This is a genomic window from Halovivax ruber XH-70, from assembly GCF_000328525.1.
GTDB lineage: Archaea > Halobacteriota > Halobacteria > Halobacteriales > Natrialbaceae > Halovivax > Halovivax ruber.
The window spans coordinates 2884006-2899424 of record NC_019964.1 but is presented as its reverse complement, the minus strand read 5'-3'; the positions used below and the strand labels follow the sequence as shown (position 1 = coordinate 2899424).

The 15419-nt window shown below is 66.5% G+C and carries 14 protein-coding genes; 8 read left to right on the top strand and 6 right to left on the bottom strand.

Translation table 11 applies throughout. The annotated features are described in order from the left end of the window. Together HALRU_RS13910 and HALRU_RS13905 are read left to right on the top strand one after the other, a co-directional pair. Positions 1–1044: a DUF354 domain-containing protein gene (locus tag HALRU_RS13910; protein WP_015302023.1), complete on the top strand. Its 1044-nt coding sequence runs from the start codon at positions 1–3 to the stop codon at positions 1042–1044. A 138-nt stretch (positions 1045–1182) separates the two neighbouring features. Then, complete coding sequence (locus HALRU_RS13905; RefSeq protein WP_015302022.1) at positions 1183–2196, top strand: NAD-dependent epimerase/dehydratase family protein; 1014 nt, start codon at positions 1183–1185, stop codon at positions 2194–2196. Positions 2197–2281: 85 nt separating this feature from the next. Here HALRU_RS13905 and HALRU_RS13900 read toward each other — a convergent pair whose 3' ends face one another. Further along, entirely contained in the window at positions 2282–2824 is a 543-nt protein-coding gene (locus HALRU_RS13900; protein WP_015302021.1) for a DUF6789 family protein, read from the bottom strand. Between the two features lie 97 nt (positions 2825–2921). Continuing rightward, positions 2922–4139 carry a twin-arginine translocase subunit TatC gene (locus HALRU_RS13895; RefSeq protein WP_015302020.1) on the bottom strand — a complete coding sequence of 406 codons (1218 nt, stop codon included), beginning with the start codon at positions 4137–4139 and terminating at the stop codon, positions 2922–2924. Positions 4140–4285: 146 nt separating this feature from the next. On the opposite strand from HALRU_RS13895, the gene HALRU_RS13890 reads away from it, so the two are divergent. Further along, the gene (locus HALRU_RS13890) at positions 4286–6649 is read left to right on the top strand and encodes a twin-arginine translocase subunit TatC (protein ID WP_015302019.1); all 2364 of its coding nucleotides are present in this window, start codon (positions 4286–4288) and stop codon (positions 6647–6649) included. 51 nt (positions 6650–6700) lie between these two features. Further along, positions 6701–6877, top strand: a complete 177-nt coding sequence (locus HALRU_RS13885; RefSeq protein ID WP_007701880.1) for a ribbon-helix-helix domain-containing protein — start codon at positions 6701–6703, stop codon at positions 6875–6877. A 51-nt stretch (positions 6878–6928) separates the two neighbouring features. Here HALRU_RS13885 and HALRU_RS13880 read toward each other — a convergent pair whose 3' ends face one another. Beyond that, positions 6929–7738: a 23S rRNA (uridine(2552)-2'-O)-methyltransferase gene (locus tag HALRU_RS13880; RefSeq protein ID WP_015302018.1), complete on the bottom strand. Its 810-nt coding sequence runs from the start codon at positions 7736–7738 to the stop codon at positions 6929–6931. 192 nt (positions 7739–7930) lie between these two features. After that, entirely contained in the window at positions 7931–8482 is a 552-nt protein-coding gene (locus tag HALRU_RS13875; protein WP_015302017.1) for an SRPBCC family protein, read from the bottom strand. A gap of 252 nt (positions 8483–8734) precedes the next feature. Here HALRU_RS13875 and HALRU_RS13870 point away from each other — a divergent pair, with 252 nt between their 5' ends. The 3 genes from HALRU_RS13870 to HALRU_RS13860 all read left to right on the top strand — a co-directional run bounded on the left by HALRU_RS13870 (position 8735) and on the right by HALRU_RS13860 (position 13297). Then, the gene (locus HALRU_RS13870; RefSeq protein ID WP_015302016.1) at positions 8735–9793 is read left to right on the top strand and encodes a metallophosphoesterase family protein; all 1059 of its coding nucleotides are present in this window, start codon (positions 8735–8737) and stop codon (positions 9791–9793) included. A gap of 2 nt (positions 9794–9795) precedes the next feature. After that, positions 9796–12153 carry an ATP-binding protein gene (locus HALRU_RS13865; RefSeq protein WP_015302015.1) on the top strand — a complete coding sequence of 786 codons (2358 nt, stop codon included), beginning with the start codon at positions 9796–9798 and terminating at the stop codon, positions 12151–12153. An 85-nt stretch (positions 12154–12238) separates the two neighbouring features. Then, the gene (locus HALRU_RS13860; RefSeq protein WP_015302014.1) at positions 12239–13297 is read left to right on the top strand and encodes a CNNM domain-containing protein; all 1059 of its coding nucleotides are present in this window, start codon (positions 12239–12241) and stop codon (positions 13295–13297) included. A gap of 39 nt (positions 13298–13336) precedes the next feature. Here HALRU_RS13860 and HALRU_RS13855 read toward each other — a convergent pair whose 3' ends face one another. Continuing rightward, the gene (locus HALRU_RS13855) at positions 13337–13942 is read right to left on the bottom strand and encodes a hypothetical protein (protein WP_015302013.1); all 606 of its coding nucleotides are present in this window, start codon (positions 13940–13942) and stop codon (positions 13337–13339) included. A 187-nt stretch (positions 13943–14129) separates the two neighbouring features. On the opposite strand from HALRU_RS13855, the gene HALRU_RS13850 reads away from it, so the two are divergent. Next, positions 14130–14567 carry a hypothetical protein gene (locus HALRU_RS13850; protein WP_015302012.1) on the top strand — a complete coding sequence of 146 codons (438 nt, stop codon included), beginning with the start codon at positions 14130–14132 and terminating at the stop codon, positions 14565–14567. 24 nt (positions 14568–14591) lie between these two features. Here the strand turns inward: HALRU_RS13850 and HALRU_RS13845 are convergent, their stop codons facing one another. Further along, positions 14592–15116, bottom strand: coding sequence for a ribbon-helix-helix protein, CopG family (locus tag HALRU_RS13845; protein ID WP_007701894.1), 525 nt, complete (start codon positions 15114–15116; stop codon positions 14592–14594). Between the last annotated feature and the right edge of the window lie 303 nt (positions 15117–15419).

Here is a 15419-nt window from a genome sequence, read left to right as displayed (position 1 = left end):
ATGCGCGTTCTCGTCCAGATCACGCACCCGGCACACGTCCACTTCTTCCGGCCGTACGTCGAACTCGCGCCCGAACTCGGGCACACGGTTCGCGTCCTCGCGCTGGAGAAGGAGATGTCCCTGGAGCTACTGGATGCGTACGGTATCGACTACGAGACGGCGTGTGAGCCGGCCGAGCGCGATCTGTTTCGCGTCCGTGACCAGCTGCGACTCACGCGAGCGACCTACCGGGCGGCGCGCGAGTTCGATCCGGACGTCCTCACGGCGATCGGTGGGACGTCGATCGCACACGTCTCGACGCTCGTCCGCGGTCGATCGGTGGTGTTCTACGACACCGAGCACGCGACGTTGCAGAACACCGTGACGTATCCGTTCGCCGACCGGATCTGCACGCCGACGTGCTACAGTGAGGAGATCGGGTCGAATCACGTCCGCTATCCGGGCTATCAGGAACTGGCCTATCTGCACCCGGCGCGATTCACCCCGGAGTCGTCGATTCGCGAGGAGGCGGGGCTCGGCCCGAACGAGCGATTCGTCGTCCTTCGGCTCATCGGCTGGGACGCCGTTCACGACGTCGGGGGGCGAGGGTTCGACGACGTGACCGACGTCGTCGACGCGCTCGAGTCGACGGGCGTTCGCGTATGCATCACCGCCGAATCGTCGCTGCCACCATCCCTCCACGATCGTCGCCTCTCCGTCCCGCCCCACCGGGTCCACCACCTGCTCGCCGAAGCAGACGCCTTCATCGGGGAGAGTCCGACGATGGCGACCGAGAGTGCCGTCCTCGGGACGCCGGCGATCTTCGTCTCCAGTCTCCGGCTGGGCTACATCGACGAACTCGAGGACGAGTACGGGCTGGTATCGTCGTTCGCCGGCCCCGAGAGCCAGTCGACGGCACTCTCGCACACGCTCTCGATCCTCGAGGACTACGACCGGTCGACGTGGGCCTCGCGCCGTCAGCAGTTGCTCGACGACAAGACCGACACGACGGCCGTGCTCGTCGATCAACTCGAGGTGGCTGGAGTGCTGGCACGGAACGCGTGAGCGGTAGCTGCCAGCAAAGAGCCGTTACTTCTGGATGCCGACCACCGTCTCTCGAGACTGTCTCGTCGGCGCGATAGGAGCGGTGAAACGGGCCCGTAGTCTGTCCGTACTCAAATCGGGGCGTGTCGAGTCGTCGCTATGGACGCGCGTTCGTCGTCCCGTCACCCTGATGCCCCAGCGGTCGAACCGCCGCGCTCGAGTGCCCACGATCTCGTCACGTATCCCACCCACGAACTGGGCGGCACTCGCGTGCTCGTCACTGGCGGGGCCGGCTTCATCGGTTCGCACATCACCCACGCGCTCACACCGGACGCCGACGTCACCGTCTACGACTCGCTCGCGTCCGGCGACCGGTCGAACGTGCCGGCCGAGGCGACGTTCGTCGAGGCCGACGTGCGGGACGGGGACGCCCTCGAGCGCGCCGTCGAAGCGGCCGACGTCGTCTTCCACGAGGCGGCGATGGTGAGCGTCGCCCAATCGGTCGAGGAACCGCTGGCGAGTCACGAGGTCACCGCGGCGTCGACGCTCGCCGTCCTCGAGGCGGCGCGGCGCCACGACGCTCGGGTGGTACTCGCCTCGAGTGCGGCGCTGTACGGCCAACCCGAGACGACGCCGATCGTCGAGCCGGCGTCGAAGCGACCGACCTCGCCGTACGGTCTCGACAAACTCGCTGCGGACCACTACGCGCGGCTGTATCACGACCTGTACGGACTGGAGACCGCCGCGTTGCGCTACTTCAACGTCTACGGCCCCGGCCAGCCGCCCGGCGAGTACGCCGGCGTAATCAGTGTCTTCGCGGAGCAGGCGCTCGCGGACGAACCGATCACGGTCGAGGGCGACGGTGCGCAGACACGCGACTTCGTCCACGTCTCGGACGTCGTCCGCGCGAATCTGCTGGCCGCGACGACCGACGCCGTCGGCGAGGCCTACAACGTCGCGACCGGGGATCCAATCTCGATTCGCCGGCTGGCCGAGCGCATTCGGGCGCTATCGGATTCCGATTCGTCGATCGTCCACGACGACGCGCGCCCCGGCGACATTCGCCACTCGGCGGGCTCGATCGACCGCGCCCGCGAGCAGCTCGATTTCGAACCGACCGTCTCCATCGCCGATGGGCTGGCACAGACGATCGAGTGGTTCCGCGCCCGGTAACCGGGTCCGGTCGCCGGTCGGCCGTACGTCGTTTCCACGCGCCACCACTGCGCCGCCGCGGTCTTTCACGCTCGGTACAACCAGTCTAGTCGTACCCGTAGGCGTCGGGATCGTCGACGCCCTCTGTCCGGGAGCCAACCCAGGCGCCGAGGGAGACGCCGTAGACGAGGTGGGCGGCGTGGAAGAGGGCGAGTTCGTCGGCCTCGAGCTCCAGCCCGAGTATCTCTTTTAGCATGACCTGCGTCCCGAACGCCGAGAGAGCGAGGCCGTAGACCGACCCCCAGAGCAGCCCACGCTGTTCGGCCTCGATCGCCTCTTCGGCGTCCTGTACGGCGAACAGGCCGCCGAAGATCGCTCCGGCGACCGTTCCGTAGCCGAGATGCAAGACGAGGCCGGGGACGGAGTGATCTTCGGGATCGCCGCCGGCGACGTACGCGGCCCAGAAGTGCGCGGAGGGCGGCAGCGACCGCAGGATCGGGAGGCGAAACGCGGTCATGATGAGCGTGGCGACGAAGCCGGCCTGCACGCCACGGGCGCTCGCCGCGAGGGCGTGTTCGGTCCGCGACGACGCGTGCTCGGCGGACTGCGTTCGTGACGGCGATCGGTCGAGCGCGGCTGTCACGTCCATGACCGGCATCCATCGAGGACTTCCGTAAGTGTGCGCCATGGCCCTGCCGCTGGCAGTTGGGCTATTCAGGGACGAGTCGACGGTGGCGCCGAACCGATCAGTCGACGCCGACCCACTTCAGCACCAGTAGCGTCCCCTCGTACAGGACGATCATCGTGATCGCGACGAGGCCGGCGGCCATCCCACTCGGGTCGATCGTGAAGGTAAAGGCGAGGCCGGCGAACGCCGCCCAGAAGTACAGGCGCTTGTCGGCGAGCCACTGCCGGGTCGTCACGCCCATCATCACCGCGAGCATGATGAAAAGCGGGATCTGGAAGACGACGGCCAGGAACGCGGTGAGCGTGATGATCAGGTCGAAGGTCGGACCGAGCCCGTACTTGATCGCGGCGCTCTCTCGCGAGTAGTACGAGAAGTACTCGAAGAGGACCGGCAGGACGAGCAGGTAGGAAAACAGCATCCCGATCGCGGCCAGCACGACGCTCGTCGGCACCGCCGCGAGGTAGTACTTGCGCTCGTGCGGATAGAGACCGGGGCGCATGAAGAGATAGGTCTCGTAGACGAACACGGGGAGCGCGACCATGATCCCGAGCAGGCTGGCAACCTTGATCCGAGTCAGCCAGAGCTCCAGAGGGCCGTAGAGGTGTGGCCGCCACGCCTCCGCTTGTGGGATCGCCTCGGCCCAGATGATCCCGATGGCGTCGGTCGCCCAGAGGAGGCCGACGGCGGTCGCCGCCGCCCCGACGAGCAGGACGATCGCCAGCCGAGAGATCATCTCCTCGACGTGGTCCGCAAGCGGCATCTCCTCGTCGTCTGGCGGCGTCGAGATCCCACCGACCTCCTCGGTTCGTTCCGAGCCGCCGGTCACGGGTTCGGTCTGGGCGCTCGGGACCGGGGCGGTTGCGCCACCACCGCTACCGCTCGACTCCGCCGAATCGGTCGTATCGCCGTCCTGATCGTCGCCGTCGCCGGCTTTCGCTGGCTTTGGCGGCGAGTCGGGGCGGTCCTCCGACGAACCCCACTCGAACTTCTGCGACGGACTCCCCTCGAACGTGAGTCCGCCCTCGCCCGGTACGCGATCTGAGTCGTCGCTTGACTCTCCCTCGTCTGGCACGCGTTCGGATTCGGACTCGTCGCTCGCCCCATCCTCGTCTGGCACGCGATCTGAGTTGTCACTCGGCCCGTCCTCGTCGATCGACTGGGAATCGCCGGTGGGTTCCTTTGCGTCGACGGCGCCGTCGGCCTCCGAGGCCTCGGCGTCACGGTCCCGCGGCTCCTCGGGGTCGGTCGTCGTCGACTCCTCCCGCTCGTCCGGCATCTACGTGTGATTGTTTCGGGGTCGGTTATAGGCCTTTTTCTTACGGCGCACCCGTCGAGGTGAGAATTGCACGCGCGACGCGAGGGCCGACGCGTCGGTTGACTCGAAAGGTTGATAACTGGAAGAAAGGTAGTGTCCGCCACTTCATGAGTGGTGTCGTCGACGAAGACACGGCGCAGGCGATCAACACTGGCCGCGCGACCGCCGGCGCGATGGTCTCGACTGCCAGACGTCACCTGCAGAAGGTCTTTATTTTCTTCGTCATCGGCTTCATCGGCACGTTCTACGCGATGCGGATCTGGGTCTGGGATTTCTTAGAGCAGACGGCCAAGACCAATATGGAAGGCGACGTGGCCGTCGCGACCGAGCTCATCACCCGGACGCCGTTCGAGGTCATCCTCTTGCAGGCGAAGATCGGCCTGCTCGTCGGGATCGTCTTCGCGATTCCGGCGCTGGTGTACTACGCACGGGGGTCCCTCCAGGATCGCGGCTTTACGAGTGTCGTCCCGATCTCTCGGCTGTGGCTCGTGGCGTTCGGGCTGGTCTCGATCGTCCTCTTCGTGGTTGGGATCGTCTACGCGTTCACCGTCTTCTTCCCGTTTACGTTCCTCTTCCTCGGCGAGATTGCGTACAATGCCGGCGTCAAGCCGAGCTGGGGGATCACGGAGTTCACCGAGTTCGTCTCGCTGCTGACGATCTCGTTCGGCCTCGCCGCCCAGCTCCCGCTGCTGATGGCGACGTTTTCCTACACCGAGATCGTCTCCTACGAGACGTTCCGTGACAAGTGGCGCCACGCGATCGTCGGCATCACCGTCTTCGGCGCCTTCTTCTCCCCGCCGGATCCGATCACGCAACTCATGTGGGCGCTGCCGCTGGTCGCCCTCTACGTGTTCAGCCTCGGACTGGCGAAACTCGTCGCGAACACCCGCCGCCGCGGGGCCGCGGAGATCGGGAGCGGCGTCGGACACGTCAAGCGCCGACTCGGCCAGACGATCGCGATCGTGGCCGTGGTCTTTCTGGCTATCGCCGTCGCGCTCGCCGCCGGTGCGCGGACCTGGGTCGCAGAAACTATCGTTCCGGAACTCCCGCCGGCGGTGCAACCGGCGGAGCCGACGATTATCGGCGAACTCGTCGTCGAGCACGGAACCGCCGGGCTGCTGGGGGCCGCGGCGATTCTGACCCTCGGCGTCGCCGCCCTCGCGCTCGCAGTCGTGACCGTCCAGGTCCTTCGGACGCCGGTGTATCCGCGAGAGAGCGCTCTTGCAACGGCACAGACCGAAGACGACGTGGACTTCACCGTTCTGGACCCGAGCGACATCAAGCGGGTTCCGGCGCCGGTCTTTTCGTCGATGTCCGAAGACGAGATGATGAGCGTCGCTCGCGAAGCGATGCACGCCGACGATCGCGAGAAAGCCCAGGCGATCATCGATCGGTTCGACTCGATCGCAGCCATCGAGGAGGGCGAGACGGCAGCGGAGGCGTCACCGGGCGAGGCTGAGACACAACCCAGCGAGGGAGCCCCAGCCGACGGGAGCGAGGGCGAAGACGACTCCTCACCGCTGGCCAGTACTGCTGCCGGAATGCTCGATCCGTTCACCGAGTCGGAGACGACCGAGGAGGACCTCGGCGGGTTCGCGTACGACCTCGCGTTCATCGTCGAAAGCCTCACGTCGAAGCTCATCTACGTCGTCGGGCTGTTCATGGCCGTGCTGGCTGGGTCGTTCCTCTGGCTGTACGCCGGCGGTATCAAGCGCAGCCTCCGGCAGTTCGTCGACAGCGTCCCCCGGGAGCTACTGGTGGAGGTCGCCGAGAGCAACGGCGCGACGATCGACGAGTCGGCTGGGCTCACCCAACTCCTCCAGGACTCGGGCTTCGTCGTCGCGCTCCACCCCGTCGAGGTGCTGATCTTCATCGTCAAGGTCAGTACGATCCTGGCGGCTGTCTCGATCCTTCCGTTCGTCTGTTACTGGGCCTGGCCGGCCATCAGAGAGCGTGGCCTGGCTCGCGGCGACCGGCGGACGTTCGCGGTCTGGGGTGTGTCCCTGTTCCTCGGATTCGCCGCCGGCACCTACCTGGGCTTTTTCTACATCGCCCCGTCGGTCATCTCCTATCTCATCACCGACGCGCTGGCGAACGAGATGGTCGTCTCCTACCGGATGAAGAGCTTCTTCTGGCTCGTAATCTACACCACGCTCGGCGTTGGCTTCCTGTTCAACGTCCTGGTCACGATGGTGCTCTTCCACGTCGGGAACATCGTCTCCTATCGGACGATGCGCCGTCGCTGGCGCCCGGCCGTCGTCGGCATTTTCGTCGTGGCGATGTTCGCGAGCCCCAGCGGCATCCTGAAGATGTTCGCCGTCGCGATCCCGCTCTCGCTGACGTACCTGCTCGGTCTCGCCGTGTTGTACGTGCTGACGGCCGGCGGTCGCCTGTTCGGTGGCGGCGGCGCGACGACTGCCACGGAGTCGGGTCCCGACCCGGCTGCGGACGTCGCTGGCGCAGGCGAATAGGGCCGCTTCCGCGGTGGCTACACTTACAACCGGCCGGTTCGAACGCCCGGTATGCCGAAGATCAGCGTCGAGATTCCGGGCGAGTTACTCGCGGATCTGGACGACCACGTCGGTGACGAGGGCAAGTACGTCAACCGAAGCGACGCGATCCGGGCGTCGATCCGGAAGAATCTGGATATCTTGGACGAGATCGATCAGCGCCACGGCCGCCTCGCAGACGAGGAGTAGAAACCAACAGCGGCTCGATGCGGCTGCGTCGCACGTTCCGGACCGACTCTCTCAGTCGTCGATCCGTTCTGCGAAGCCGAAGTGGGGTTTGACGTCGTCGACGCGGACGCGGACGGTCTCACCGGGTTCGGCGTCCGGGACGAACAGCCTGAATCCCTCGACCGTCGCGATCCCGTCGCCTTCCGAGCCCGTGTCGACGATCTCGACTTCGTGTTCGTCGCCGGCGCTTACGGGTGCGGTTAGCCGACCGATACCGAGCAGGTACAGTTCGGAGGACTCGTCTCTGGTCGCCTTCGGCACGGTCGCGCGGACGTACTGGAACTCGTCTTCGAGGTCGGCCCTGAAGTCGTCGACGTCGGGACCTTCGAAGACCTTGGCGGCGAAGGTGCCGCCCGTCTCGAGGAGTTCGAGGGCGACCTCGGAGGCGGTGCGTGCGAGGTGCAGCGAGCGGGCCTGGTCCAGCGAGTACTCGCCGGTGACGTTCGGCGCCATGTCCGAGAGGACGACGTCGACGGCGCCGCGTTCGCCGTTCGACTCGCCATCGGACGCGCCGGCAGCGCGTCGAATCCGATCGAGCGTCTTCGCTTCGGTGACGTCGCCCCGGAGCGTCTCGATCCGATCGTCGATCTCGTCGTCGAATCCGTCGATCCGCTGGAAGTCGACGCCGATGACGGTCCCCTCGGGGCCGACGCGCTCGGCGGCGACCTGCAGCCAACCGCCTGGCGCCGCGCCGAGGTCGAGGACGGTGTCGCCGCGGTCGATGAGTCCCTCGAGGTCGTCTAGTTGCTGGAGCTTGTAGGCCGAGCGGGCCCGGTAGCCCTCCTGTTTCGCCTTGTTGTAGTAGTGATCTTTTCCTGTCATCGCAATCTCCCGTCGGCGTCGCCGAGATGGGTGGGCGTCGCCGGCGATTTCGCGTTCGTACACGACCGAGGCCGTCGATCCGGAAAGGCTCGTCGGAAGTGGCGTCGGTCACGGTGGGCCGTCCCGGGCGTGACGCCAACCGGAGTTCGGTGGTCGCGACGACGGGCCCACTCGTTCGGCGTCCACGCCTGTTCAGAGCCCGGCGCCCGCAGCCTGGTCGGCTTCGAGCAACTGCCGCGTTCGGCGGTGTCGATACCACAAAAGCGCCGCGAGAGCAGGTGTCGCGAGCGGAAGCGTCCCAGCGTACGGGAGCCGGTAGTCGATCCGATCGACCAGCAGTGTCTCGCCGCCGAGGTCGACGAAGCGGTGGGTGTGGCGCCAGGACCGGAACGGCCCGCGACCGATGACCTGCTCGTCGACGAAGCGGGCGCGGTCGTTGTCGACCTCTCGCTCGACGATCTCGACGACCCACTCGGTGCCGGGGAGGCCGGACAGGCCCAGCGGTTCCAGTTCGAGTCGTATCTCGGTTCCCGGCCGAAAGGCGTCCGGCTCCGGCTCGCCGTCGGGCCCGACGATGGTTGGACGGCGAAGCCCGAGCCAGTCCGGCGTGAGGGCTTCGAGCCCCTCGGTGTCGTCGTAGAACGACCACACCCTGTCGAACGGCGCGTCGATCACGGACGACGTCTGGTAGGTGGGCATGCGCTCCAATTCGATCGCTGCGTATTCGGCTCTTTCCCCGTGCATGATCGTCGAGCCAGTGTGTGTGTGTGTGTGTGTGTGTGTGTGTCCCGCTGGCGTCGGGTCGCCGGGTGGCGGTCGTCGTCCGCCACACCACAATCTATACTTTCACCGGACCGGATACGTTAGAGCCGTGAACGCACGCTGGACGGTCACGCGATCGGGGATGGCGGCCGTGTCCCACTTGGGAGGGACAGTTTCGACCCGTCGATCCACGACGGCGACCACACTGTGGACGGAGGGCTACGGGGCCCACTCGTGACCCGACTCGTCCACACAGCCGACGTCCACCTTCGGGCCGACGCGCCGGAGCGGATGGATGCGCTCGAGGCCGTCCTCTCGGTCGCCGAGGCCCGTGACGCGGACGTCCTGACGATCGGTGGCGACCTCTTCGATCGTCCCGAGGACGTCGACGAGTTCCGGAGCGAGCTCCGGAACCAGTACTTCAGCGATCGTGCCTTCGAGATCGTCCTCATCCCGGGGAACCACGACATCGAGGCGTTTCGCGGGGACCTCTTCTTCGGCGATTCGTGTACCGTGATCGCGGACGAAGCGGACTACGGCACCTGGAACAGCCCCGACGGCGAGTACCGGATCATCGCGATTCCCTACCGCGAGTCGGTGACCGACGAGCTGGTGCTGGCACTCGAGGACCGGCCGTCGTTCGACGGGACGGAGGTGCTCCTCTTCCACGGCAGTCTCGACGCCCCGATCGACGCGGAGGCCGGCGACGAAGGGGCCTATCGGTACTTCCCCGTGACGGAGGCGCTACTCGCCGAACTGGACTTCGACGCCTACCTCGCCGGCCACTACCACGGACCCCACCACCTGCAGTTCGAGTCCGGTGCCGAGTTCGCCTACCCGGGGACGCCGGCGTCGACGCGGACGTCTGAAACCGGTCGGCGACGGGTCGTCCGCCTCGAGGCGGATGCGGAGCTGGCGTTCGAACCGATCGATACCTATCACCACCTGGCGAAACGCGTGACCGTCACGCCGGGAACCGAGGACGCCGTCCTCGCGGAGCTGGCCGCGTGGGTCGAGACGACCGTCACGCCGACTGCGGAGCCGTCGATCGTCGTCGACGGCGTCGTCGAGGTGGGCGAATCCGACTTCGCCGACCGACTGCACGACGTGGCCGATCCCGGCTGGATTCGAAACGAGACGATCGACGCGTCCCACGTCACCGCCCACCCGGTGATGCGTGACTTCGAGGACCGCCTGGCGGAAACCGACTGGGACGACGAGACGAAAGCGTCGGTCCGGACGCGGACACTCCGGGTCGCGAGTCGAACCCTCGCCGGTCGGCGGGGGGAGTGACGATGCGGCTGACGCGCACGGCCGTCGATCGATACGGCCCACTGGCCGGCTGCGAGCCGCCCTGCGGCGACGGGCTCACGATCGTGGCTGGCTCGAATGAATCCGGTAAGACGCTCTTCCTCGAGGCGCTGCTCCAGTTGCTTGACCCGGCCGTCGCCGACCATCTAAAGCCCGGGCCGCGAGTCGCGAGCGAGCCGGTCGGTCGCGTCGTCCTGGACGACGGCACCGAACGCCACGAACTCGGCAACGGGACGGCGCTCGGTGATGTCTCGCGGATCGACCCGGCCCACCTCTCCTCGCTGTTCGTCATCCGGGACAGCGATCTCGCCCTTCCCGAGACGGCCGACTACTACACCTCGCTGGTCGAGCACCTCGGCGACGTCCACACCACGGAACTCGAGACGATTCGGGACGGGCTGGTCGAGGAGGGCCGGCTGACCGAGGCCCGATTGAATCTGGCGAATCGCGAGTACGACACGAAAGACGCGAAGGCGGCCGTCGACGCGCTCGCCGCCGACGTCGAAGATTACGTGGCGGCCGCGACGAGGGAGGGGATCGACGAGCTTGCCCGGCGGCGCCGGTCGCTCCTGAGCGAGCGCCGAGCGGTCGCGGCCGCCCTCACGACGCAGGAAACGGCGCGGGACCTCGTCGAACTCGAGGAGGCCGAAGCGAATCTGACGGCCTACCGGACGGCGACGGAGACACTCCGATCGGCCGCCGTGGACCGCGAAACGCTGCAACGACTCCGCGAACTGGACGTGGATCTCGATCACGCTCGCGAGCGGATCGACGAACTCGACGACGTACTCGACCGAAAGCGGACGGCACTGGAGCGCCACCGGTCGGCCCTGGAGACAAAACGCGAACGCTACGCGGAACTCGCCCAGCGCGACGACGCGGTTTCGCGCCTCGAACGGGCCACAGACTCGTACCGGGAGCGGACGCGGGAACCGGTGACGGATGGCGACGCGATGCTGGAATCGCGACTCACTCATCGCCGACAGCTGACGGTGGCGGGGCTCGTCGGGGCCGGTGTCGCCGGTGGGGCGGGCGCGCTCGTGGCGCGGGGTGGCGTCGCTCTCCCCGCGCTCGTGGCCTGGGTGATCGCTCTCGTGGCGTTCGCCGTCGCCGCGCTGTCGTGGTGGTCCCACCACCGGCTGGCGGACCGTGCTGTCGCGGCCGACCAGCGTGAGCGAGCGCTCCTGGAGACGGCACACGACGCCGGGTTCGACGTCGACTCGGTCGAAGAGATACCGGTTCGCAGTCGGGCCTACCGGGACCGACTCGAGGGCCTCCAGGCGCGCGTTCGCGAACTCGACGAACGCGTCGCCCAGACGGCCGATCGCGTCGACGAACTCGAGGCCGACCGCCGTGCTGCCGTCGAGGAGCGTGAGCGGCGACGCGAGGCAGTACGGTCGACGCTGGCCGACGCCGACGTGGACTCGATCGATGCCTACGAGACACGCCTCGAACAGCTGGAAGAGGCAGAAACCAGACGCTCGAAAGCGGAAATGGTCTTATCACGTGAGCTCGGCGAGCCGGACGCGACGGATCCCGACGGCACGATCGCAGGCTGGGAATCGGCGCTCGCAGAACGTCGAGCTGCGGTGGACGCCGACGGGGTCGATGCCGCCCAGTACGACGAGACCGAACTGGATAGACTGGAAACGCGGCTGGACGCCCTCGACGCCGACCTCGAGGCCGCCGAGGCGGAGCTCGCGGACCACCGCGACCGGCTCGACGCGTTCGACCGTCGAGTGGGCGACCTCTCGCTCCCTCCGTTCGTCGAGACGACGCCGTCGTTACGGGCGCGAACCATAGACGGCCTTCGAGCCCTCGAAGCCGAGTTGCGGGACGCGTCCGAGACGATCGCCGAGAACGCCGAACGCTCCCGGAAGGCGATTCGAATCGTCGACGAGATTCGCGACGCCGAGGAACGCAAGGCCGCGACGCTCTTCTCGCCCGACGGCCCGGCGTCGGCGACGTTCGCCCACCTTACGGACGGACGCTACACCGCCGTCGAGTACGACCCGGAGGCCGGGTCGCTGGCGGTCCATCGATCGGACGGCGGGACACTCGCGCCTGACCAGTTGAGCCAGGGCACACGCGATCAGTTGTACTTCGCCGCTCGCCTCTCGCTCGCGGGGCAGGTTTTGGGCGGCCAGTCGGGCTTTCTGCTGCTCGACGATCCGTTCCTCGCCGCGGATCGAACCCGACTCCGGAACGGATTCGAGACGCTCCTGGATCTGGTTGCGGACGGCTGGCAGATCATCTACCTCACCGCTAAACCGGAGGTACACGACGACATGGCCGAGGAGTTCGGCTGTGCGGTCCACGAGATGGAACCGCTCGAATTCTGAGCGCAACTGCTCCGCTGCCTCGTGTGCGGGGTCGTGACCTGGAATTCCATCACTACTTTACTCCGGCCGTGACTACTGGCCAGCGATGGAATCGATCGAGATCACCGCGCGCATTCTCGCCGGTGTCGGACTCATCCTGATCAACGCCTACTTCGTCGCGGTCGAGTTCGCACTGACGCGGACGCGACAGTTCTCGAAGGCGGAGTTCGACGCCGATCCGAAGTTGCGACGGGCGTGGAAGATGACCGACGATCTGGAACTGTACCTGACGACCTGCCAGATCTGGATCTCCGGGACGTCGATCGCGCTGGGGATCGTGGCCGAGCCGGGGCTCGCAGCCGTCTTCAAACCACTCTTCGAAAACACGGCGCTGGCGTCGGCCGGCGCCGGGTCACTGCTCGCGTTCTTCCTGATCAATATGATCCACCTGACCCACGGCGAACAGACGCCCACGTACCTCGGCGTCGAACGCTCGAAACAGGTCGCCCGGTACGCGGGTCCGCTGTACTGGTTCGCCGTCGCCATCAAGCCGTTCATCGTCTTCGGCGACTGGGTGGCCAAGTCGACGCTGCGACTCTTCGGCGTCGAGATGACGGGCGCGTGGACCGAGACCGAAGCGGACATGATCGAATCCCGTGCCGACCTCAGAAACCGGCTCGGTGACGTCCTCGAACAGGGGGAGCTTCCCGACGAACGTCGTGAGGAGGTGATGAACGCACTGGCGGTCGGCGAGCAGCCGGTCCGTGACGTGATGGTGCCGCCCGACGAGATCGTCGCGCTCTCGACGGAGGCCGACTTCGCTGACAACGCGAAGCGGATGGAAGACCGGCCCCAGACCCGCTACCCGCTGGTCGGCGAGGACCTGACGGACTTCCGGGGCATCGTCTATTTCCCGATCTTCACCCGCCATCGGGAGGAACTCGCGAGCGGGGACGTCGATTTCGCGGAACTCGCGGCACCGCCGATGACACTGTCTCCCGATACAGACGTCAGCGACGCCATCGACCAGTTCCAGACCGAGGGCCAGGAGCTTGCACTCGTCATCGAGGACGGCGACGTCGTCGGTCTCGTCACGGTGACCGATCTCCTCGAGGCGATCATGGGCGACGTGGAGGACCCGCTCGATCAGGATCTGATCGAGTAGTGAACTGACCGATCGGCCCAAGTTAGGTGGATCCAGTCGTCACGGAATCTCGTCGACGGCGGCTCGCAGTTCGTCCACCGTCGTCCACTCGTGCGCTCGCTCCCCGGTCAGGAGTGCCTCGACGTGCGAGGCGGCCATGCCGTTGTCGAAGCGGGCACGCTCCCGCTCGGGATCGTCGTACCGTCGTTTCAGCACCCACGCCTTCTCGCGATACGCCGGCGCGAACAGCAGGCCGAGTTCCCAGACGTAGCCGCCGTCGAAGTCTTCCAGCACGGCGACGATGTGTGTCGCGAGTCCGCAGAGGATGTCGAAGACCCGCGTCCAGAGCCGGATCTCCTCCGGAGTGAGGTCGAAGTCCTCGAGGCGGATGGCCGTCGCCGGCTGATCTGTCCGCCCGTCGAGTTCGTCGTAGACGATCGAGCGGCGGGTCGCGGCACCGACCTCGCCGCCCGCACCGACGACCAGATAGCGGCGGTCGTGACGCTCGATTCGGTTCAGCAGGGGTCCGTGGACGAGATCCTTGACCCGCTGGTGTTCGGCCGGGGTGAGCTGGATGGCCGATATCCCCTCTAGCAGCGTCTCTCCGTCCGGGATATCGGCTCTCGACGGTGTGTCGGACCCGCTCACGTCCGCGCCGTCGTCCATCGAACAATGGTGGTAATTACTACGCCATGAGTCATTCGGTCCGCGTGACGTCCGCCGGAAACCAACCGCATCGACGGGGGCCGGGACCGGTTGGAACAAGCAGGTAGACTGATTGTGGGACCATTTGCGTAACCAACCTCAGTAAGAGTCAACTGGTTTTATGCTGACTGCGGTCCAATGGGTGCGTATGAAGCCAGAGTCGCCGCCGGCCGACGGTGCCCACCCGTCGCCCAACACTTCCCCTGGAGCGTTCGACGCCTGGCGGGCGTTACAGAAGGCGACGGACCAGAAGCGGGCCGACATCCTGGCGGACATCGTGGGCCATCCGTCAGGAATGCCGACCGTCGAGGAACTCGACTACATGAACCCGCCGCTTTCCGAGGACGCCATCCGGCGGCACCTCCACACCCTGCTGGACGTCGGCGTCGTCCGCGAACACGAGATCGATCCCGGCAACCGGCTGCGGGACTATCCGTACAAGTTCTACGAACTCACCGAGGCAGCACGCGATCTCTTCGACCGCAACGGGCTGTTCCCCGAAGACGCCTGGCGGCGCCAGTACGAGTCCGTCGAGAAAACCGATCGGATTCGCGAGGTCGAGTCGATGCCCCGACCCGAGGCGTGAAGACGGTAGTCCTCCAGTCTGGCCCTATCCCGTCCGATCCGTCACGACGAGTTTTCGATCGATCTGGCGGATATCGATGTCGAAGCCGAGTTCCTCGCACTCGCCCTCGATGAACGCGGCGATGAGGGTGGCTTCGGTCTCGTTGTTGAACGTCAGCGCGAACTGTTCGTCGTCGAGCGCGGTGATTCGGAAGAGGTTGCAGTACTCGAGGACTCGCAGCTTCTTCTCGAGCGAGTCGAACTGGCTGCCCCACTCGATGCCGTGGCGTCGGCCGATGTCGCGCCACGTGGGGACGAGCGCTTCCGGGTCCTCGACGGCGTCTAACAGGGTGTCGAGGTGGTCGACATCGAGGATGATGTGCTCGGAACTGGCGAGCAGTCGGACGTACCACTGCAGGCGTTCCTCTTCGACCTGCTCCCACTCCCGCTGGAGCCGATCGTAGTGGCCGATCGCGTCACGAACGATCTGCGATTTGGACACGCCCTCGGCCGCCGAGAGCCCCTCGAGTCGCTCGCTGGTCTCGTCGTCGAGGTTGACGGTCAGGCGCATGGCGCCTCTCTAGCCGGTCACCCCTTGAATCTGGCGCGCTACCCGGTCCCGGTTGCCGCTTCGCTGACTCGACCGCCATCTCGCCTGTAGACGCCCAGCGGAACCGACAGCGTCGCTTCGCTGGCACCCCTCGTTGCTCGCGGCGAGTGCCGGTCGATCCCTCACACCCGTCACTCTCTCACTCTCCTCAATCCCTCACGCCCGTCGATCCGTACGTCGGCTCTGGTATCGTCCTCGAGCGGCCGGACCGGCTGCCAGTCAGGTATCTTGATTTACAAGTCACATTCTATATGGTTTGTGTGA

Excerpts from the sequence above, each read along its gene's own strand:
- HALRU_RS13910 (WP_015302023.1), top strand. The coding sequence starts at position 1 with ATGCGCGTTCTCGTCCAGATCACGCACCCGGCACACGTCCACTTCTTC.
- HALRU_RS13905 (WP_015302022.1), top strand. The coding sequence starts at position 1,183 with ATGGACGCGCGTTCGTCGTCCCGTCACCCTGATGCCCCAGCGGTCGAA.
- HALRU_RS13900 (WP_015302021.1), bottom strand. The coding sequence starts at position 2,824 with ATGGACGTGACAGCCGCGCTCGACCGATCGCCGTCACGAACGCAGTCC.
- HALRU_RS13895 (WP_015302020.1), bottom strand. The coding sequence starts at position 4,139 with ATGCCGGACGAGCGGGAGGAGTCGACGACGACCGACCCCGAGGAGCCG.
- HALRU_RS13890 (WP_015302019.1), top strand. The coding sequence starts at position 4,286 with ATGAGTGGTGTCGTCGACGAAGACACGGCGCAGGCGATCAACACTGGC.
- HALRU_RS13885 (WP_007701880.1), top strand. The coding sequence starts at position 6,701 with ATGCCGAAGATCAGCGTCGAGATTCCGGGCGAGTTACTCGCGGATCTG.
- HALRU_RS13880 (WP_015302018.1), bottom strand. The coding sequence starts at position 7,738 with ATGACAGGAAAAGATCACTACTACAACAAGGCGAAACAGGAGGGCTAC.
- HALRU_RS13875 (WP_015302017.1), bottom strand. The coding sequence starts at position 8,482 with ATGCACGGGGAAAGAGCCGAATACGCAGCGATCGAATTGGAGCGCATG.
- HALRU_RS13865 (WP_015302015.1), top strand. The coding sequence starts at position 9,796 with ATGCGGCTGACGCGCACGGCCGTCGATCGATACGGCCCACTGGCCGGC.
- HALRU_RS13860 (WP_015302014.1), top strand. The coding sequence starts at position 12,239 with ATGGAATCGATCGAGATCACCGCGCGCATTCTCGCCGGTGTCGGACTC.
- HALRU_RS13855 (WP_015302013.1), bottom strand. The coding sequence starts at position 13,942 with ATGGACGACGGCGCGGACGTGAGCGGGTCCGACACACCGTCGAGAGCC.
- HALRU_RS13850 (WP_015302012.1), top strand. The coding sequence starts at position 14,130 with ATGAAGCCAGAGTCGCCGCCGGCCGACGGTGCCCACCCGTCGCCCAAC.
- HALRU_RS13845 (WP_007701894.1), bottom strand. The coding sequence starts at position 15,116 with ATGCGCCTGACCGTCAACCTCGACGACGAGACCAGCGAGCGACTCGAG.